This window comes from Bacillus sp. FSL K6-2819, from assembly GCF_038008305.1.
Taxonomy (GTDB): domain Bacteria; phylum Bacillota; class Bacilli; order Bacillales; family Bacillaceae; genus Bacillus; species Bacillus amyloliquefaciens.
In genome coordinates, this window is sequence record NZ_JBBOYV010000001.1 from 3,540,288 (window position 1) to 3,558,253 (window position 17,966).

Annotated in this window: 21 protein-coding genes and 1 pseudogene; 8 read left to right on the plus strand and 14 right to left on the minus strand. The window is 45.8% G+C overall.

What is annotated here, in order from left to right:
- Positions 1 to 114 precede the first annotated feature (114 nt).
- Both MHH91_RS18485 and MHH91_RS18490 read right to left on the minus strand, forming a co-directional pair.
- Positions 115 to 1,479, minus strand: a complete 1,365-nt coding sequence (locus MHH91_RS18485) for an MFS transporter (protein ID WP_013353880.1) — start codon at positions 1,477 to 1,479, stop codon at positions 115 to 117.
- Entirely contained in the window at positions 1,476 to 2,042 is a 567-nt protein-coding gene (locus MHH91_RS18490; protein ID WP_013353881.1) for an isochorismatase family protein, read from the minus strand. Before MHH91_RS18490 ends, MHH91_RS18485 begins: the two co-directional genes overlap by 4 nt.
- 254 nt (positions 2,043 to 2,296) lie before the next feature.
- Between MHH91_RS18490 and MHH91_RS18495 the strand changes: the two are divergent.
- Both MHH91_RS18495 and MHH91_RS18500 read left to right on the plus strand, forming a co-directional pair.
- A pseudogene (locus MHH91_RS18495) lies at positions 2,297 to 3,507 on the plus strand (ammonium transporter).
- Positions 3,508 to 3,524: 17 nt separating this feature from the next.
- On the plus strand, positions 3,525 to 3,875 hold the full coding sequence (locus tag MHH91_RS18500; RefSeq protein ID WP_013353883.1) for a P-II family nitrogen regulator: 351 nt from the start codon (positions 3,525 to 3,527) through the stop codon (positions 3,873 to 3,875).
- A gap of 52 nt (positions 3,876 to 3,927) precedes the next feature.
- Here the strand turns inward: MHH91_RS18500 and ftsW are convergent, their stop codons facing one another.
- Positions 3,928 to 5,082, minus strand: a complete 1,155-nt coding sequence (gene ftsW / locus MHH91_RS18505; RefSeq protein ID WP_013353884.1) for a putative lipid II flippase FtsW — start codon at positions 5,080 to 5,082, stop codon at positions 3,928 to 3,930.
- 164 nt (positions 5,083 to 5,246) lie between these two features.
- Here ftsW and MHH91_RS18510 point away from each other — a divergent pair, with 164 nt between their 5' ends.
- Positions 5,247 to 5,822, plus strand: coding sequence for an undecaprenyl-diphosphatase (locus MHH91_RS18510; protein WP_013353885.1), 576 nt, complete (start codon positions 5,247 to 5,249; stop codon positions 5,820 to 5,822).
- A gap of 17 nt (positions 5,823 to 5,839) precedes the next feature.
- On the opposite strand, the gene MHH91_RS18515 is transcribed toward MHH91_RS18510, so the two are convergent.
- Together MHH91_RS18515 and MHH91_RS18520 are read right to left on the minus strand one after the other, a co-directional pair.
- Positions 5,840 to 6,262, minus strand: coding sequence for a VanZ family protein (locus MHH91_RS18515; protein ID WP_013353886.1), 423 nt, complete (start codon positions 6,260 to 6,262; stop codon positions 5,840 to 5,842).
- A gap of 90 nt (positions 6,263 to 6,352) precedes the next feature.
- Positions 6,353 to 7,222 (minus strand): M23 family metallopeptidase, encoded by an 870-nt coding sequence (locus MHH91_RS18520; protein ID WP_014471139.1) that lies wholly within the window; start codon positions 7,220 to 7,222, stop codon positions 6,353 to 6,355.
- A gap of 131 nt (positions 7,223 to 7,353) precedes the next feature.
- On the opposite strand from MHH91_RS18520, the gene MHH91_RS18525 reads away from it, so the two are divergent.
- Together MHH91_RS18525 and MHH91_RS18530 are read left to right on the plus strand one after the other, a co-directional pair.
- A complete protein-coding gene (locus tag MHH91_RS18525; RefSeq protein ID WP_013353888.1) occupies positions 7,354 to 7,851 on the plus strand; it encodes a GNAT family N-acetyltransferase in 498 nt (165 codons plus the stop codon).
- Positions 7,848 to 8,297 carry a DUF5362 family protein gene (locus MHH91_RS18530; protein WP_013353889.1) on the plus strand — a complete coding sequence of 150 codons (450 nt, stop codon included), beginning with the start codon at positions 7,848 to 7,850 and terminating at the stop codon, positions 8,295 to 8,297. Before MHH91_RS18525 ends, MHH91_RS18530 begins: the two co-directional genes overlap by 4 nt.
- Positions 8,298 to 8,328: 31 nt before the next feature.
- Here MHH91_RS18530 and MHH91_RS18535 read toward each other — a convergent pair whose 3' ends face one another.
- On the minus strand, positions 8,329 to 8,766 hold the full coding sequence (locus MHH91_RS18535; protein ID WP_013353890.1) for a DUF5392 family protein: 438 nt from the start codon (positions 8,764 to 8,766) through the stop codon (positions 8,329 to 8,331).
- Positions 8,767 to 8,986: 220 nt separating this feature from the next.
- Between MHH91_RS18535 and cls the strand changes: the two genes are divergently transcribed.
- The 3 genes from cls to MHH91_RS18550 all read left to right on the plus strand — a co-directional run bounded on the left by cls (position 8,987) and on the right by MHH91_RS18550 (position 11,784).
- Complete coding sequence (gene cls, locus MHH91_RS18540; RefSeq protein ID WP_013353891.1) at positions 8,987 to 10,435, plus strand: cardiolipin synthase; 1,449 nt, start codon at positions 8,987 to 8,989, stop codon at positions 10,433 to 10,435.
- 222 nt (positions 10,436 to 10,657) lie between these two features.
- Entirely contained in the window at positions 10,658 to 11,068 is a 411-nt protein-coding gene (locus tag MHH91_RS18545) for a hypothetical protein (RefSeq protein ID WP_014471142.1), read from the plus strand.
- A 329-nt stretch (positions 11,069 to 11,397) separates the two neighbouring features.
- A complete protein-coding gene (locus MHH91_RS18550; RefSeq protein ID WP_013353892.1) occupies positions 11,398 to 11,784 on the plus strand; it encodes a DUF5362 family protein in 387 nt (128 codons plus the stop codon).
- 38 nt (positions 11,785 to 11,822) lie between these two features.
- Here the strand turns inward: MHH91_RS18550 and MHH91_RS18555 are convergent, their stop codons facing one another.
- The 8 genes from MHH91_RS18555 to MHH91_RS18590 form a co-directional block, all read right to left on the minus strand.
- Complete coding sequence (locus MHH91_RS18555; protein WP_013353893.1) at positions 11,823 to 12,464, minus strand: NAD(P)-dependent oxidoreductase; 642 nt, start codon at positions 12,462 to 12,464, stop codon at positions 11,823 to 11,825.
- Positions 12,465 to 12,528: 64 nt separating this feature from the next.
- Entirely contained in the window at positions 12,529 to 12,933 is a 405-nt protein-coding gene (locus tag MHH91_RS18560; protein ID WP_003151203.1) for an Rrf2 family transcriptional regulator, read from the minus strand.
- A 141-nt stretch (positions 12,934 to 13,074) separates the two neighbouring features.
- Positions 13,075 to 14,784: an urease subunit alpha gene (gene ureC / locus MHH91_RS18565; protein WP_013353894.1), complete on the minus strand. Its 1,710-nt coding sequence runs from the start codon at positions 14,782 to 14,784 to the stop codon at positions 13,075 to 13,077.
- The gene (gene ureB, locus MHH91_RS18570; RefSeq protein WP_013353895.1) at positions 14,781 to 15,155 is read right to left on the minus strand and encodes an urease subunit beta; all 375 of its coding nucleotides are present in this window, start codon (positions 15,153 to 15,155) and stop codon (positions 14,781 to 14,783) included. Before ureB ends, ureC begins: the two co-directional genes overlap by 4 nt.
- On the minus strand, positions 15,152 to 15,469 hold the full coding sequence (gene ureA / locus MHH91_RS18575) for an urease subunit gamma (protein WP_013353896.1): 318 nt from the start codon (positions 15,467 to 15,469) through the stop codon (positions 15,152 to 15,154). Before ureA ends, ureB begins: the two co-directional genes overlap by 4 nt.
- Positions 15,470 to 15,820: 351 nt before the next feature.
- Positions 15,821 to 16,009, minus strand: coding sequence for a CsbD family protein (locus MHH91_RS18580; protein ID WP_014472339.1), 189 nt, complete (start codon positions 16,007 to 16,009; stop codon positions 15,821 to 15,823).
- Between the two features lie 73 nt (positions 16,010 to 16,082).
- Entirely contained in the window at positions 16,083 to 16,562 is a 480-nt protein-coding gene (locus MHH91_RS18585; protein WP_014471143.1) for a hypothetical protein, read from the minus strand.
- Positions 16,563 to 16,683: 121 nt separating this feature from the next.
- Positions 16,684 to 17,814 (minus strand): response regulator aspartate phosphatase, encoded by a 1,131-nt coding sequence (locus MHH91_RS18590; protein WP_014471144.1) that lies wholly within the window; start codon positions 17,812 to 17,814, stop codon positions 16,684 to 16,686.
- Positions 17,815 to 17,966: the final 152 nt, after the last annotated feature.

A 17,966-nucleotide genomic window follows, 5' to 3' on the forward strand; every position in this document is an offset into this window, starting at 1 on the left:
AACTGAAAATTCCGTAAATAACATTGGGCGCTGTCGACAATAATCGTTTTGATTTTTGAGCATAATACACATAAAAAAAGAGACGGGGAGAGCCCGTCTCTTTTGATGCGGCTGTTAAGAGGCCTTTTTGAGGAGAACCGAAAACCGGAACGCCATCAAAAGGCTTACGGCGCCGACAATGATAAGAATCGTGCCGAGCATATGAAAATGGCCGGCGGTAATTTCTTTTCCGAAAAGAATGCCCAAAATGACAGAAGACAAAATCGAACCCAGATACCGGCAGGTCTGAAACAGGCCGGACGTTGTTCCGACCATGTCAGCCGGACTTGTTTTCAGCATGGCCGCCTGAAACGTCACATTGCCGAAGCCATAGCCGACGCCCAGCACAGACAGAATCAGCCCTTTTCCTATCATGGGCGCCTGAAGAAAGAAAAACGTTAACAGCACCGCCCCGATCGCGGTCAGACATGTTCCGGCGACAATCGGCTGAAGAATCCCTTTCTTATCTATCCATTTTCCGGTCAACGGCGACACCAAGATGCTCATGCCCGACATAAACAGCATAATCAATCCGCTTGTCTGAACGGACAAATGCATTTCATCCTGAAAATAGCTCGGAAGCCCGAAAAAAATGCAGTAAAAGAAGATATTCAGCAAAATAAATTGAATATACACCGACGATAGTTTCCGATGTGTTTTAAACAGCCTGACATCAATAAACGGCTTCTCCGTTTTCAGCTCGCGCCAGATAAACAGCCCGACAAACAAAAGCCCGAATACGCCTTCTATATAATGGGGCTTCGTACTGAAGGACAATAAAAACGACAAGAGAAGGATAATCGCCCCGGCAAACAAGAGTATCCCGATCGTATCAAGCTGACGGAGCACGGATTTCCAGCCGCCGATCTCGCGTTTTTCATCCTTCGGAAACATATACAGCCCGAGAAAAAAGCTGAGAATGATAAACGGCAGATTGACGAAAAAGATTGCGGGCCATCCTCCCCAAACGATCAGAAAACCGCCGAGAGTCGGCCCGAGCGCCGTCATAGCTGATGCAAAGATGGACAGAACGGCCAGCGCTGACGCCTGCTTCTCCTGTATATTCGAACGGATCAATCCGACGCCGGACGGATATATCGCGCTGCTTCCGATCGATTGAAACAGTCTCATAATTAACAAAGTCATGAAAGTCGGCGCAAACGGCGCGCCGATGGCCGAGACGGCAACAAGCAGAAGCCCGATCAAAAACAGCTTCTTCCTGCCGAGCATATCACCGAGCTTCCCGGTGACAGGCTGGGCCACCGCGCTGGCCAGATAAAAGGACGATATCAGCCAGGACACCGTAGTAAACGACAGGTGAAATTCATGCTGAATGCTGTGAAGCGCAAGAGAAATCATCGACGAGTTCAACGGGTTCAGCATCGTCCCCGAAGCCACGGCAGTCAAAAACAGGACGCGGCTTTTTTTGGAGATTGTCATTTGGTCTGCGCGATAAATTCTTCCGTCGTCCGGCTTCTGCCGATTTTCGGGAAGATAAACTTGAGTGTCGCTTCGTGCTGTTCATCGCTGAATGTCGCCATCGCGTCAGTCACGAAAACTTGCTGATACCCGAGCTGAAAAGCTTCCCGCGCCGTGCTTTCCACGCCGATGTTTGTCGCAATCCCGCATAATACGATCGTGTCGATTCCCCGTCTTCTGAGCTGAAGATCCAGGTCCGTGCCGAAAAACGCGCCCCACTGCCGTTTTGTTACCGTATAATCATTTTCCTTCACTTCGATTTCAGGCACAAATTCAGCCCAATCCGCCGCCGGAGCCGAATGGCCTGCCGCCTCTTCATCTGTCAGCGGCTTCAGCGCATCCGCTCCGTCGTGAAAGTCTACGTTCACAAAGCTGATAAAGCCGCCTTTTTCACGGAACACATCAATTAATTTTTTCGTGTTCGGCACAACGGCGCCGCTTTTATCAAACGGAACAATGCCTTTTTGTAAATCGATAATGACCAAAGCCGTTTTTTCAAATTGCAGATTTAATGATGTAGTCATAATAATTCCTCCTGATACAGTTAGTGTTTCTCACCCCGTTTATTTTACTCTTTCCCGGGCAGGATTTCTTGCGCCGTGCTCCGGCGCTCTTTTTATGGATATAAAGTCACTTCCTGTTTATTTGAAAATCCGACATTATATACCGTGAAAAACCATGTCATATAACCTTACACGAAAATGTTTTATCGTTCTTTTTTCTCTATAATAATGAATTAATCATGATCACATTCTGAAATGAGACGGAGGAATACAACATGCAGATGGGCGATACAGTATTTATGTTCTTTTGCGCTTTACTCGTGTGGCTGATGACCCCCGGGTTGGCTTTGTTTTACGGCGGAATGGTAAAAAGCAAAAACGTGCTCAGCACGGCGATGCACAGTTTTTCTTCACTCGCCATCGTATCCGTCGTTTGGGTTTTGTACGGATATTCACTTGCTTTTGCTCCCGGCAATACATGGCTTGGCGGCATTGAATGGGCGGGGCTGAAGGGAGTCGGATTTGAACCCGGAAGCTACAGTGAGACGATCCCGCATTCATTGTTCATGATGTTCCAAATGACATTTGCCGTGCTGACGACGGCGATTATTTCCGGAGCATTTGCTGAACGCATGAGATTCAGCGCCTTTCTTGTATTTTCCTTTTTGTGGGCTTCACTCGTATATACGCCTGTTGCGCACTGGGTATGGGGCGGCGGCTGGATCGGCCAAATGGGCGCCCTTGATTTTGCGGGCGGAAATGTTGTTCACATCTCTTCCGGAGTCGCCGGGCTTGTGCTGGCGATTGTACTCGGGAAACGCAAGGACGGCACGGCGGCTTCTCCTCACAACTTAATTTACACGTTCTTGGGCGGGGCGCTCATTTGGTTCGGATGGTTCGGCTTCAATGTCGGCAGCGCCCTGACGCTTGACAGCATTGCGATGTTTGCTTTCATTAATACAAACACCGCAGCTGCAGCCGGAATTATCGGGTGGATTGTAATCGAATGGATGCTGAACAAAAAGCCGACCATGCTCGGCGCTGTATCAGGCGCTATCGCCGGGCTTGTCGCCATTACACCGGCCGCCGGGTTCGTTACGCCATTTTCTTCCATTGCGATCGGCTTCATCGGCGGGCTTGTCTGTTTTTGGGGCGTTTATTGGCTCAAAAAGACGTTCGGATATGACGACGCGCTTGACGCTTTCGGCCTGCATGGGATCGGCGGCACATGGGGCGGCATCGCGACCGGTTTATTCGCAACCGTCTCCGTCAATGAAGGCGGGGCAAACGGGCTGTTTTACGGCGATCCGGGACTGCTTTGGAAACAGATTGCAGCCATTGCGCAACCTATGTATTTGTATTTATTGTCACTTTCGTTATCATTAAAATTGTAGGTCTGTTCATTCCCCTCCGCGCCAGTGAAGAAGAAGAGTCACTTGGGCTTGATTTAACGATGCACGGGGAAAAAGCATATCAGGACTTATAAAGTGAGGAGTGACTTAGATGAGCGGTCAAATGTTCAAAGTAGAAATCGTTACGCGTCCGGCTAAGTTTGAAACATTGAAACAGGAACTCGGTAAAATCGGAGTCACATCGCTGACCTTCTCCAACGTACACGGCTGCGGCCTTCAAAAAGCCCACACCGAACTGTACCGCGGAGTCAAAATTGAGAGCAATGTGTATGAACGGCTGAAAGTGGAAATCGTTGTCAGCAAAGTCCCCGTTGATCAAGTGGTCGAAACGGCGAAAAAAGTGCTGAAAACGGGGGAGCCGGGTGACGGCAAAATATTCGTCTACGAAATCGGAAACACGATTAATATCCGCACCGGAGAAGAAGGACCCAAAGCTTTATAAACATACAGAACGCCCGGGGACAGCATGTCCCGGGCGTTTTTTTCAATCTTCATCAAAAAGAAGAAACCTTTTTTTCATGCGGGACAGGCCGCTTATGACGTGCGGTTTGTTTATTCGCATATGTACTGATATTGACCAGTATGCCGCACAAAAACAGCGTCATGATCAATGAAGAACCGCCGTAGCTGATAAACGGAAGCGGCACACCCGTGACTGGCAGAAGTCCGCTCATCGCTCCCAAATTCAATACAACCTGAAACATTAATTGAAACGTAATTCCGACGGCGAGAAGCTTCCCGAACGGGTCATCAGCACGCACGGCTGTTTTTACGCCGAGAAGCATTAACGCAAAATATAATCCCAACACGATCAGAACACCGAATATCCCCAGTTCTTCGCTGATCACGGCCATAATGAAATCAGTATGCGCCTCAGGCAGATAATTCATTTTTTCAACACTGTTCCCAAGCCCTCTTCCGAAAAATCCGCCTCCGGAAATAGCAAAATAGGATTGAATCAGCTGATAGCCGTCCCCGTTCGCATCACCAAACGGATTGGTAAAGGAAACGAGACGCTTCACACGATAAGAAGCGGAAAATGCGAGATAAACGACCCCTGACACCGCCGTTGCGCCGAGCACGAACAAATGGCGTTTTTTCAAGCCGGCACATAATAAAATCGAACCGCACGCCGCCAGGATTAAGGAAGCCGTCCCTAAATCAGGCTCCGCCAATGTCAAGATAAAAGCGGTCCCCAAAATCACTAAAGGCGGCAGAACCCCTTTCACAAATTGATGAATGTACGGCTGCTTTTTCGTATAAATCGAAGCGAAATACAAAATCATCGCGATCTTCGCCAATTCAGACGGCTGTACGACAAGCGGCCCCGCTCCCAGCCATCTGCGGGAAAAATTCCGCTCCAGCCCGATTCCCGGTATCAACACGAGCAGCAGCAATAACAGCGATCCAACCACAAACAGCGGTACAAGCCGCGCATACCGCTTATACGGCAGACAGGCGGCAAATAAAAATAAGCATATTCCGATCAGTAAAGAGGTTCTTTGTTTATGGAAGAAATAGGATGGATCTCCGTACCGCTGAGATCCCATCACATCACTGGCGCTGTACACCATTAACAAGCCGAATCCGCAAAGCAGCATGATGACAAACACAAGCGGCAGATCGGCGTTTTTTAAACGTTTCAGCAACGGACAAAACTCCTTCGGCTATTCTTTTCCCTCATACTTGACGCACAGCAATACAGTCACGTTTCAATCTGTTTACTTTTTTATGATTATTTTTAATACCAATTGTGTCTCATAGAAAAAAGCATTACACTGTTCATATAAAATAAAGATAAAAGGTGATATTTGTGAATTACGAACTATTTAAAGCGATCAATGGTTTGTCGCACCATAGCGCCATTCTCGACTCTATCATGGTATTTATAACGGAATACTCCATTTACGCCTATGCCCTTTTCCTGCTTGCCATGTGGCTGTTCGGAAGCACAAAAGGCAGACAAAACGCCCTGTATGCGGGCTTCACGGGTATTGCGGCGCTTATCGTCAACTATCTCATCACAAAAGTCTATGTCGAGCCGCGCCCCTTTGTCGAGCATACGGTTCATACGCTGATCCCTCATGCCGCGGATGCTTCTTTTCCGAGTGACCATACGACAGGCGCTTTAGCGATTTCAATTGCGATTCTGTTCCGCAACAAGAAACTAGGCTGGCCGCTGGTGATTTTCGGCCTGTTGACAGGCTTCTCAAGAATCTGGGTCGGCCACCATTATCCGATTGATGTGCTCGGAAGTATTATTGTCGCCCTCGTTGTCGGATTCCTGCTGTTCAGATTTTCAAATGTGCTTCGTCCGATTGTCGATCTGATCGTGCGAATCTACGAAAGTATCGTTCATAAAAACAAATCGACAAACCATAATCTATAAAAAAAAGCCGGCGTCTGTCACAGACTGCCGGTTTTTGTATGTTTGGCCGTAAGCTTTTTTCTTTGTAAAGCACAGAATGCGGCAGTGCCGAGACCGTCAATCATCACATCGCGGAGGCATCCGTTTCTTCCGAAAAAGAGCTGGACGATTTCTGTCAAAAACGCGGCGGCCAATGCATACAGCACCGCCTTCTTCATGCTCCTGCGCTCTCTGAAAAACAAATAGGTGAGCACAAAAAACGAAAACGCGTGCCCGAGCTTTTGAATCGCCGCTTCCGGTATGGCCAGCTCCGCCAAATCGAACACAAAGAAACCGGAAACATCCGGATGGGGCGTGAAACGGAAGGCCACCGTCTGCGTCACAATCATATCGTGAAAGCTTTCAGTCAAAGCAGAAATGAAAACAAAGACGAGCCATCCCGCCGCCAGACATTTATTCATTCAGCATCTCCTCGTTTTCTACCAGTATAAAGGCACATGCGGTAAAATGAAAAGCGCCTATCAGAGCTGATAGGCGCTTAAGGATCACAGTTACTTGCCTGAATCTTTCATTGAACCGTCATCTTTACCATCTGTCTTGTCTTTTGTGCCGTCTTCTTTACCGCCGGGTTTTTCCTCGGTTTCTTGTTTAGGCGTCACATCTTTTTTCTCGGAAGACTGCTGAATGGCCCCTTCCGTTTCTTCTGTCACAGCGTTTTTCTCTTCAGCCGCCGCTTTTTCAATAGATGTTACCGGTTTGTCCATAAAGTTCAGCGGGTTCATCGCTACACCGTCTTTGCGGATTTCAAAGTGAACGTGATTTCCGCTTTCTTCACTGTAAAGGTTTTTTCCTGATTTTCCGATGACTTGGTTCTGCTTTACTTTGTCGCCCTGGTCTACGCTGACTTCAGATAAAGACTGATAAACAGTAGACAGGCCGTCAGAGTGTTCAATTTCGACCACATAGCCCAGCACCGGATCTTTAGCAGCTTTAACAACCGTACCGCTCAGAGAAGCAGAAACATCAAATGATTTTCCGTCTTTCTCAGCTAAGTCAATTCCTTTACTTAGGCTGTACGTGTTATTATAGTTAACAAGTGCTGCTTCTTTCTCTTTTTTTGCGGCATTCGTTTCGTAAAACTTTTTCACAACAGAAACATTTTCAGAATGAGCAGCCGGCATTGCGACGTTTTCCATTGACTTTCCTACTTCGACGGCATCGTCTTTGCCGTTGTCATACGCGGAGTTTCCTCCGTTATTCGTCAGATTGTCCTTCACATCATTTGAAACGGATTGATACCAAAGGACAGCTGTTAAAATGACGGCCGCACTGACTAAGTAGATTGCAGGGAATATCCAGCGTTTGCGAAAGAACCGCTGAAGTTTTTTGACTTGAGAAGTTTTCTTTTCTTCCTCTCTCATTTGTTCATCACCTCAGCAACATTCTGAACACTTTTCTGAAAATATATACACATCTATAAAAAACTTTTTGGAAGTAGTATGTGCAGATTGCTCTTAATTATGTAATAAAATGTGAAGGGAGATCCCGGAATATGAATTTAACCCTGCGCAAAGCCGTTTCGGAAGATTTAGATGCGGTTGTGGCCATATACAACTCGACGATTGCCTCACGAATGGTAACGGCTGATACGGAAGAAGTGACGCCCGAAGACCGGATGGATTGGTTTTTGCGGCACACGGACCGGCGCCCGCTGATGGTCGCGGAAGATGAGAACGGCAAAGTGGCGGCCTGGATCAGCTTTGAAACGTTTTACGGCCGTCCGGCCTATGACAAAACAGCGGAGATCAGCATCTATCTGCATCAGGATTGCCGGGGCAAAGGAGCGGGAAGCTTTTTGCTGAAAGAAGCCCTGGCGATCGCTCCGAAAATCGGCATCCGGAATCTGATGGCTTTTATCTTCGGACATAATGTGCCGAGCATTAAGCTGTTTGAAAAATTCGGCTTTACTGAATGGGGCGTATTCCCGGGTATCGCCGAAATGGACGGAAAACGATATGACTTGAACATTTTAGGGAGAGAACTGTCATGATCAGCATCGATAAAGAAAAAGACGAAAATCAGCCGCTCAATAAAAAAGCCCGTTCCCTTGCCGACATTGCCAAATGGGGAAAAATCACCGCCGTGTTTCTTATCATTACGGGCTCTCTGTCCGCTCTGTCAGCCATAGTGACGCTGCTCGGAGCTATTCCGGGGGTTTTGCTCATCATTTCCGGCGTCATGCTGATGCGCTCGGCAAAAGCGGCTGCCGCCCTTCAGGAAGGCCTGGAAGAAAACGCGGAAGAAAATATGCTCGAACATTACGCATCCTTTATCAAAATGCAGTTTTTTTACGCTGTATCCAGTGTGGCATTGGGCATTATCGCTTTTATTTTAGTCGCCATCTTCGCTGTCATCGGAATTATGGCTTATCACAGCACCGATACGTATGACACGCCTGATTCATATTACTATGAGAACGACCCGGTGTTTGAATGACAAAAAGAGCTGATCACGTGTCAGCTCTTTTTTAATACAGCATTTCTTTTTTCCGGTCTTCTTCCGTTAAAAATTCAATAAAACTCTTCATCGCAGACGGCTCCTCCGCAATCAATCGGGTATAGGCGCTTTTCCGTTCCTCGGACAGAATATTGCTTTTTCTGATTCTGTTGAGCATATACAGACGGATCGTTTTTTGCACCTGTTTCCGCTGATAGCCGGCTTCTTTAAAAAACGCAAGACCCAAGGCCGCAAGGAGCGCAAAAATGCCGGCCGATACGAAAGCTCCTCTCCCGGAAGGAGCCTGAATCAAAAGCGATGCCAGATGAAACAGAGAAAAAGCGGCGAGCGGGAAAGCAAGAAAACGGTAAATGATGCTTTTTTTCATCAGCGGTGTGATGGCGATTTGGATTTTCTGAATTTCTTTTTTTATGAATCCCGGCAATTGTTCCGCATGTTCCAGCTTCATACCCTCTCCCCTTTGCTGTCATTTTTGTCTTCTTTTTCATATATGCTTATTTTACCGCACCCGGAACTTTCTTTGAAAGAAAACTGCATCCATCTTTGATTCCGGCTCTTTATTCTTTCAAAATGTCAATGTTATAATTTGAAATGGGAATCAGATTGCTGCACTTGTCGGAATACTAATGGGCACAGTCTTGATAAATATGATATAGCGGGGTTGCAAAGTGAGCATTTCATTTATTTTATTCGGATTTTTTTTCATTTTAAATATACTTCTGGCCATCATCATGATTTTCAAAGAAAGACGCGATGCCAGCGCTTCATGGGCTTGGCTTTTGGTTCTTTTTTTTATTCCCATTTTAGGGTTTATTTTATACCTCTTATTCGGCCATAACCTGAGACGCAAGCACCTGTTTCAATGGGAAGACCGTAAAAAGATCGGGATTGAAAAGCTGCTGAAGTCTCAGCTGAAAGACCTGAAATCGAGGCAATTCCAATTTAACAACAGGGCGACTGTGGATAATAAAGACCTCATCTATATGCTTGTCATGAACAACCACGCTGTCTTTACAGAGGATAATTCAGTTGAGATTTTAACGGACGGGCGCGATAAGTTCAAACGCTTAATGAAAGACATTTCCAATGCAAAAGATCACATTCACCTTCAATATTATATTTATAAAGGTGATGAACTGGGAAAAAAATTGCGTGATGCCTTAGTGAAAAAAGCACAGGAAGGTGTAAAGGTCAGAGTGTTATATGATGAACTCGGTTCGAGAACGCTCAGAAAAAAATTCTTCAAACCGCTGCGGGACGCCGGCGGCCATGTGGAGGTCTTTTTTCCTTCCAGGCTCCGTCCGATTAATTTGCGGCTCAATTATCGGAATCACCGCAAGCTCGTGATTATTGACGGCGAAACCGGATATGTCGGCGGCTTTAACGTCGGAGACGAATATCTCGGCCTGAACCCGAAATTCGGCTACTGGCGCGATACGCACCTCAGGCTTCAGGGTACGGCGGTTCACGCCATTCAGACAAGGTTTATCCTCGACTGGAACCAAGCCTCCCATCACCATACGCTCACATACGTCCCGAATCATTTTCCGGAATGCGAGCCGAAGGGGAATGTGGGGATGCAGATTGTCACGAGCGGACCGGATTCAGAGTGGGAACAAATTAAAAACGGTTATATCAAAATGATCTCAACGGCCAAACGGTCGATCCTGATTCAGACGCCTTACTTTATTCCTGACTCAAGTCTTTTAGACGCTCTCAGGATCGCTTGCCTGTCAGGCATCGACGTAAAAATCATGATCCCGAACAAACCGGATCACGCTTTCGTTTACTGGGCGACTTTATCTTACATCGGAGATCTTTTGAAAGCCGGGGCCTCGGTCTATATTTACGATAACGGCTTTATTCATGCAAAAACGATTGTCGTCGATGATGAGACGGCTTCAGTCGGTACGGCGAATATCGACGTCAGAAGCTTCAGGCTTAATTTTGAAGTCAACGCCTTTATTTATGACGTCACCATCGCGAAAAAGCTCATTTCCTCATTTAAAGAAGATCTGCTCGTCTCCAGAAAATATACGTATGAAGAATACCAGGAGCGTTCACTGCGGATCCGCATCAAAGAATCGATTTCAAGGCTTCTGTCGCCGATTTTATAAACTTTAATTAGCTTTCTTTCTCCTTTAAATAGATGTGTATAATCATTACACTTGTGATTATACACTCATTTAAAGGTTTTTTATTAGAATAAACAACCAAATTACCATGATTATTCACACATATTATTTCACAAATTAAAATCACACCGTTTATAGAATTAGAATAAACATTGATTAATTTATAATTTATAGTAAAATATTTCATAAAAGGAGGAAAGTCTCATGAAAAAAATTTCAATGTTATTTTCGGTTATTGCTCTTTCACTAGGCCTTCTGAGTATTCCAGTTGGCAAGGCTCAAGCAGCTACAGGCCCATGGACTGAAGTTGGAAAAAAAGGCTGTAAAGTTAGAGTTTGGGTTGACGCCTATACATATTCTAAAAAAGCATCTACAATTGATTGGTATGGAGAAACTAACGGTAAATGTGGAACATTAAATTATACTGCTTACCTTAGAGTCTCAGAGGGTGCTTCACAATATCAATTAAAAGGCTCATTCTCAAAAAGAACTCCTACAAAATCATTCTCTATCAATAAATTAAGGAAAGAACACTTTAGCAGAAAACGAGTTGCAGTTACACTTAATATAGGATCTTATGAAGTACAATCACACACTATAACTGTTAACTGGTAGCATCTTAAATACCCTTTTTGGAACTGTCTTTTTTCAGATTCTAACTAAAAGATATTTACCGCTGATAGAGTCAACCTTTTTTGCATCTTTCTCGGCTATTTTTCTTTAAAAAGTAGATAAATAACTAATATGATAGTAACAGCTTTTTCAGTTGGTTATTAAAGAAGTCCATCAGCGATTTCTATTTTGTTTAACAGCAACCTTTCAAAGACGGCCATTCAAGGTAGAAACGGACACATGGCTGGAAAAAACACATTTTATATTCAAAAGAATGGCCGAATAGTGTATAAATGAAAAGTGAGTATTTTTTTGTAAAGGAGTGCCAAGTTTTGAAACCTGAATCAGTGAATCGTTCGCTTATTTCTATTTCGAAATGGGGAAAAGCGACAGGTATTTTGTTTATTATTATGGGCGCATTTGCTGCGCTGTCCGGCGCGTTTTTCTTCTTAATCGGAGCCATTCCAGGCGTTCTGCAGATCATTGCCGGCATTTTTCTGATGCGCTCGGCAAAAGAAGCGGGACAGATGGCGGAGCAGTTCAATGAACTGACAGAGGAACATATGCTGGAGAATTACGCAAAGTTCGTGAAAATGCAGGGGATCTATCTCATTGTAACAATCGGCTTGTCCGTTCTCTGCATCGTTCTCTTCATTGTACTTATGACGCTCGGCATCGTGGACGGCGTATTTGATAACATTGATGCCAATACATATTAAAAAAGAAAATCCCGGCGCGTCCGCCCGGGATTTTTTTCTTATTCCGCTTCTCCGACAACGGTAAAGCGCTCGTTTTGGTGCTTTGGATTTTCCAATTCATCCAATACGGCAATGGCATAATCGGCGTAGCTGATATAGCTGTCGCCTGCATCATTGACGATGAGTGTGTCTTTGCCTTTTTTGTATGCTCCCGTGCGTTTTCCGTTCGGATCAAACATTGCCGCCGGACTCAGAAATGTCCAAGAAATAGACTCGGTGTTTTCAAGGTCTTGTAAATTTTTCGCCTGCTGAAGCGCTGTCTGCAGATATTCTTTCGGAAATTCCGGCGTTTCAGCCAGACGTGTTGTTTTTGCTTCATCAACAAAGAGGCTGCCTGCTCCGCCGACGACAAATAATGTTGTATCTTTTGCTTCCTTGAAAATGCTGATTAGTGCTTTTCCCGCTTCAACATGCAGATGCTCCTTGCCCGCCGGCGCACCGAAGGCGTTGACTACGGCATCAAATGGCTTTATATCCTCCGCCTTCAAATCAAAGATGTCTTTTTCCACAACCGTGACATCTTGATCTTTTACGTTTGATGCATTTCTGACGATTGCCGCCACCTCATGGCCGCGTTCCTTCGCTTCCTTCATAATAGCGCTTCCCGCTTTTCCGCTTGCTCCGATAATTCCGATTTTCATGTTCTTTTCCTCCTTATTTGTAACTATTATTGTTACAACTGTGGCGGCATGAAGCCATCTCTTTTTAACAAAAGAGATGATTCATTACATCATAAAGGGACTTGCTCGCCAATTCATTCTCCATTGCCCGCTGAACGCTTCCGAACGTCTCATCAAGCGCACGCTGAATATTTTTGCCGACCGGACAGTCCGGATTCGGATTGTCGTGAACCGCAAAAAGCTCTTCCTTATTCTGCACCGCCCTGTAAACCTCCAGGAGGGTAATCTCAGACGGATCTTTTTTCAGGCTGGCTCCCGGAACACCCGCCCGGGATGTCAGAATACCTGCTTTTTTCAGCTGGCTGATCGTTCTCCGCACTACGACGGGATTGGTGTTTACACTGCCTGCAATCATATCTGATGATGCCCGTTCATCCGTTGAGATCAGCGATAGAATGTGAATGGCCACAGCAAGACGGCTGTTAATCATGTTTTTCACCACCGTTGTAACCATAATAGTTACATTTCATTTGTTTGTCAACTATTAATATACACTAAATCACGCGGGAAGATGAAATCAAGTTGGCAACAGAGGTGTAAATAGGCCGGCGGGAAACCGGCCGGAGATGGATTAAAATAAGAAATAACGCTGTCCGAGCGGAACATAGCTGACGGGCTGGCATGCCAGCTCTTCTCCGTCGGCGAACACCTGATAGGTTTTCGGATCGACTTGTATATTCGGCATCGCATCATTCAGCTTCATGTCGAGCTTACTCAGCTTACGGATATTCCGTACGGGAGAAATCATTTTTTCAAGCCCGAGCTTTTCAGGTACGCCGTTTTCGATACCGGCCTGGGACATAAATGTAATAGAGGTATTGCGGTTCGCTTTACCGTATGAAGCGTACATCTGCCTCATAAACACAGGCTCAGGCGTCGGAATGGAAGCATTCGGGTCCCCCATTTGGGCGCGGGCAACCATGCCGCCTTTGAGCACAAGTTCAGGTTTGACGCCGAAGAAAACCGGGTCCCATAATACGAGGTCGGCGAGCTTTCCTTTTTCGACGGAACCGACTTCATGGCTCAGGCCGTGGGTGATGGCCGGATTGATCGTGTATTTGGCGATATAGCGTTTGGCGCGTACATTGTCATTGCCGTTTTCTCCTGAAAGAGCGCCTCGCTGCTTTTTCATTTTATCGGCAACCTGCCATGTCCGGATAATCACTTCTCCCACCCTGCCCATCGCCTGCGAGTCAGATGATGTCATGCTGATGGCGCCGATATCGTGCAGAATATCCTCCGCCGCAATGGTGGCCGCTCTGATGCGTGAATGACTGAACGCCACGTCTTCCGGAACTTTTGAATCTAAATGATGGCAGACCATCATCATATCAAGATGCTCGTCCATCGTGTTGACGGTATACGGAATCGTCGGCGTCGTAGAGGACGGCAGAATATTGGCGTAAGATGCGAGTTTCATAATATCCGGTGCATGGCCTCCGCCGGCTCCCTCTATGTGATATGTATGGATAACCCGGTCGCCGATCGCATCAAGCGTGTTTTCTAAAAAGCCCGCTTCATTAATCGTGTCTGTGTGAATCGCCACCTGAATATCCGCTTCATCCGCTACTTCCATGCAAGTTTTGATGGCGCTTGGCGTTGTTCCCCAATCTTCATGCAGCTTCAGGCCGATCGCGCCGGCTTCTGTCTGCTCAATGAGAGGCGCTTTATCAGAAGCATTCCCTTTCCCTAAAAACCCGACATTGATCGGAAATTGCTCAGCCGCCTCCAGCATTCTCGACATGTACCACGCGCCGGATGTACAGGTCGTCGCTTTACTTCCCGTCGCAGGGCCCGTTCCGCCGCCCAGAAGCGTGGTCACGCCTGAAGAAAGCGCGACTTCCATCTGCTGCGGGCAGATAAAGTGGATATGCGTATCAACGCCGCCGGCCGTTACGATTTTTCCTTCACCGGAAATGACTTCTGTTCCGGCGCCGATGATCATGTGCGGGTCGACCCCATCCATGATATCCGGGTTGCCGCTTTTCCCGACGCCGACAATCCGGCCGTCCTTCACTCCGATATCCGCCTTGACGATCCCGGTATAATCCAGGACGACGGCGTTTGTAATGACAAGATCAAGCGCCCCGTCTTTCCCTGTGATGCGGCCGTTCTGCCCCATACCGTCACGGATTGTTTTTCCTCCGCCGAAAATCATTTCTTCTCCGTAATTCGTGAAGTCTTTTTCGACCTCGATCCATAAATCCGTATCTCCGAGTCTGACTTTGTCTCCCGTTGTCGGTCCGAACAGTTCTGCGTATTGCTCGCGTGACATTTTCATCGGATCGCTTCCTCCATCCATCCGGCTTTTTTAAGATTTGACAGAGTCTTCTCTTTACCCCGCTCATCCATATACGTATCGGCCATTCCGTTCAGGCCTCTGACCGTTTTTCTTCCTCCGATTTCCACGAGCGTGACGGTTTTCTCTTCTCCCGGTTCAAAACGGACCGATGTGCCTGACGGAATGTCAAGACGCATGCCGATTGCTTTCTCCCGATTGAAGGACAGGGCGCCGTTGGCTTCCGCAAAATGAAAATGCGATCCTACCTGCACTGACCTTGTTCCGTTATTGGTGACTGACACCTCCAGCGTCTTTCGGCCTTCGTTAATGGTGATGGTCCCCTTTGCGACTTGAATGGCTCCCGGCTTCATGACTTCACCTCCGCTTTGATCGGCTGATGAACGGTGACAAGCTTGACCCCGTCCGGGAACGTCGCTTCCACCTGAATGCTGTCCAGCATTTCCGGAACGCCTTCCATAACGTCTTTTTCCGTTAAAACGGTGCGGCCGGATTCCATCAGCTCAGCAACGCTTTTTCCGTCTCTGGCGCCTTCCATCAGGTAACAGGTCAAATATGCGGCAGCTTCAGGATAATTCAGCAGAACGCCGCGCTCTTTCCGCTGTTTTGCGAGCTCTCCCGCTGTGAAAATAAGCAATTTTTCTTGTTCAACCGGTGTCAGTTTCATCGTATTCCCCCTTTTGATAGTCAAACGCAATCCACATGGTCATACCGAAACGATGCAGGCGGTTACCACCCCCTTCACCTCATGAAATGTTAAGTGATAAAAGTTATTCGACGGCGAACAGCCTGATTCCTTTTGCAGAAATTCCCGATTTGTTATTTTTTTCTTAAACAAACGTTTAACCAAATGTGAAGAAAGGTCACATTCTTTGTGAATATTATAAAGAAATTATCGTAAAATTTATAGAATATTTAAAAAGTTAGTGAATATTAACCAAACGAACTGGAAATTTTGTCATTTCTCATAACAAAAAGCCCAAAATGTTTTGGGCTTTTGCAGTGTTTCCATTTCAAATTAATCGTCACTGAGTTTATCTTTCGTTTTGCCGACACCCTTTTGCAGGCTGCCTTTCGCTTTGTCTTTTTTACCTTCCGCTTTTAAGTCGGTCTTGTCTGTCATGTCACCGGCTTTGTCTTTTGCTTCCCCTTTCATTTTGTTCATGCCGCCTTTTACTTTGTCTTTTAAACCGTTATCTTGACTCATGATCTCTTCAGCTCCTTTTGTTCTTGTGTACTTGTTTTCTTCCCTTTCAGCCCGAACACAAACATGTAAACTCTCAATTATTGATTTCACAGCGTTCTCCGTAGCGGATCACTTTGTAAACGGCCAATCCGTCTGACAGCTTATTCTCCCCATATTGGACCGGAAGAAGGGCAAAGAAAACATAATAAGTTGAAAAATAGACAAATTGGTAAAAAAATAAGTTTGGCTCAAAGACATCTTTTATGATCAGCAGATTTATTAAAAAAATAGAAGCGAGATTAAACAGACAGCCTCCGGAATAGACGAGCGCGCTCGTCAGACGGTTATCTATCCGCAATTCGCCGAACTTGCAGAAAGAATCTATAAAGTAGATACGCCTAACCTGAATCGGCCCTACTTTTACAAGACGTTTCCCCATTCCGATATCCAATGACGCCTTGCCTCCGAACAGCATCGCCATAAAACTGTGGCCTGACACATGGATGACAGACACCATCGGCAGAATGATGAGAAATGATACGAAAAACTTTATCATATCATTAAATCCGAACAACAAATCCCTCCTTTCCATCGTTCTTTTTTCCCTCTTTTGCGATTTTTCCGATTTTTTCTAAGATCAAACGTCATAATGTGCATAAAAAATAACCACCTGCCGATCAGATGGTTAAAGAAACTTATATATCGTATAAACATTGTTCTTTTTGAATGTTTTCTCTCATGCGAATCGCTTGTTCATAAAAATACGCCGCTTCTTTATATTGCTTATGGGCGCTTGTGTAAATGGCGGCCTCCAAGGCGAAATCTTCAATATACACATACAGCGATTTTTTATTCATATAATCAAACACTTCGTGGATTAAGTCCATATTGAGGGATTCCAGATAAAGCGCTTGTAAAAACTTATATTTCTCTAAACTGAATCGGTCGCCGCGTTCTTTCGCGATCATAACCCCTCTTTCATAATAGGCAAGGGCCGCTTCGTCATCATGCAGCCTGAAAAGGGTGTGTGTTAAGCTGAACAGCGCCTTCGGAAGCTGTTCAAGCTGGTGCTCCTCAAAAACGGGAACCGCTTTTCTAAAGTAACGGGCCGCTTCATCCAGATCGCGCTTTTCAGAATAACAATTCCCCAGATTGTAAAGCGAAGACCCAATCAGACGGGGCTGTCCTTCAAGCAAAGAAAGGCGGAGCGCTTCATCTAAATGCTCGAGCGCTTTGTCGTAGTTTTTGCAGTCGATATAGTTTCCTGAGATAACGAAATGGCATTGAATTCTCCGCACTCTGTAAAAATCGTGTTTTACATATGTATCCAGCGCCTGAATCCCGTGATTCATGGAAAAATGAGTCTGTTTCATGACATAAAAAACTTCAGACATCTTAAAATGGAATTCCGCCCTCTCTATATCATCCTCGACAAATGAAAGGAGTTTTTCCGCTTTCCTGTAAAAAGAAATAGCTGCAACATAGTTATTCTGATCGAATTCATACATCCCTCTGAACAAATGGAAATAATACTCAGACAGTCCCGATATGCTGTCCGTGCTTTCGATCGTCTTTTGCAGCTCGCTGTACTGAATTTGTGATTGTTCGGTAAAATCCGGCTTGACGTAATCAAGCATAATATGATGGCGGTAGCTGATCAGCTGATAATACAGCAGCAGCAGCTGGTCTTCCTCCATCCGTTGTATATCCTCATCAATTTCCTCTTTCAGCTTTATGGCATCAGCCGCTTGAAACGCTAAAATGTGCTTGTACCATTTGTTGATCTTGACTCCAACCTGAGATGACGGAATCTCGTATGCGGTCATGCCCCTTTCACAACCTTTTCTAATTTCTATTGGTTATATTTTAACATATTGTATGGCTTTGGAATTGAATAACTTGATCGTCCTGCATCAAAATTCCTATCATATATTTCGGCCGGCATCGGTATTTTTTGAACCGCTCAGCTTCTTTTGAA

Bases quoted from the DNA above. Each gene is read 5' to 3' on its own strand.
- MHH91_RS18530 (WP_013353889.1), top strand. From the start codon at position 7,848: ATGATCAGCATCGATAAAGAAAAAGACGAAAATCAGCCGCTCAATAAA.
- ureA (WP_013353896.1), bottom strand. From the start codon at position 15,469: ATGAAACTGACACCGGTTGAACAAGAAAAATTGCTTATTTTCACAGCG.
- MHH91_RS18515 (WP_013353886.1), bottom strand. From the start codon at position 6,262: ATGAATAAATGTCTGGCGGCGGGATGGCTCGTCTTTGTTTTCATTTCT.
- MHH91_RS18490 (WP_013353881.1), bottom strand. From the start codon at position 2,042: ATGACTACATCATTAAATCTGCAATTTGAAAAAACGGCTTTGGTCATT.
- MHH91_RS18485 (WP_013353880.1), bottom strand. From the start codon at position 1,479: ATGACAATCTCCAAAAAAAGCCGCGTCCTGTTTTTGACTGCCGTGGCT.
- MHH91_RS18555 (WP_013353893.1), bottom strand. From the start codon at position 12,464: ATGAAAATCGGAATTATCGGAGCAAGCGGAAAAGCGGGAAGCGCTATT.
- MHH91_RS18560 (WP_003151203.1), bottom strand. From the start codon at position 12,933: ATGATTAACAGCCGTCTTGCTGTGGCCATTCACATTCTATCGCTGATC.
- MHH91_RS18545 (WP_014471142.1), top strand. From the start codon at position 10,658: ATGAAAAAAATTTCAATGTTATTTTCGGTTATTGCTCTTTCACTAGGC.
- ureB (WP_013353895.1), bottom strand. From the start codon at position 15,155: ATGAAGCCGGGAGCCATTCAAGTCGCAAAGGGGACCATCACCATTAAC.
- ureC (WP_013353894.1), bottom strand. From the start codon at position 14,784: ATGAAAATGTCACGCGAGCAATACGCAGAACTGTTCGGACCGACAACG.
- MHH91_RS18525 (WP_013353888.1), top strand. From the start codon at position 7,354: ATGAATTTAACCCTGCGCAAAGCCGTTTCGGAAGATTTAGATGCGGTT.
- MHH91_RS18580 (WP_014472339.1), bottom strand. From the start codon at position 16,009: ATGAGTCAAGATAACGGTTTAAAAGACAAAGTAAAAGGCGGCATGAAC.
- MHH91_RS18590 (WP_014471144.1), bottom strand. From the start codon at position 17,814: ATGACCGCATACGAGATTCCGTCATCTCAGGTTGGAGTCAAGATCAAC.
- MHH91_RS18500 (WP_013353883.1), top strand. From the start codon at position 3,525: ATGAGCGGTCAAATGTTCAAAGTAGAAATCGTTACGCGTCCGGCTAAG.
- MHH91_RS18520 (WP_014471139.1), bottom strand. From the start codon at position 7,222: ATGAGAGAGGAAGAAAAGAAAACTTCTCAAGTCAAAAAACTTCAGCGG.
- MHH91_RS18535 (WP_013353890.1), bottom strand. From the start codon at position 8,766: ATGAAGCTGGAACATGCGGAACAATTGCCGGGATTCATAAAAAAAGAA.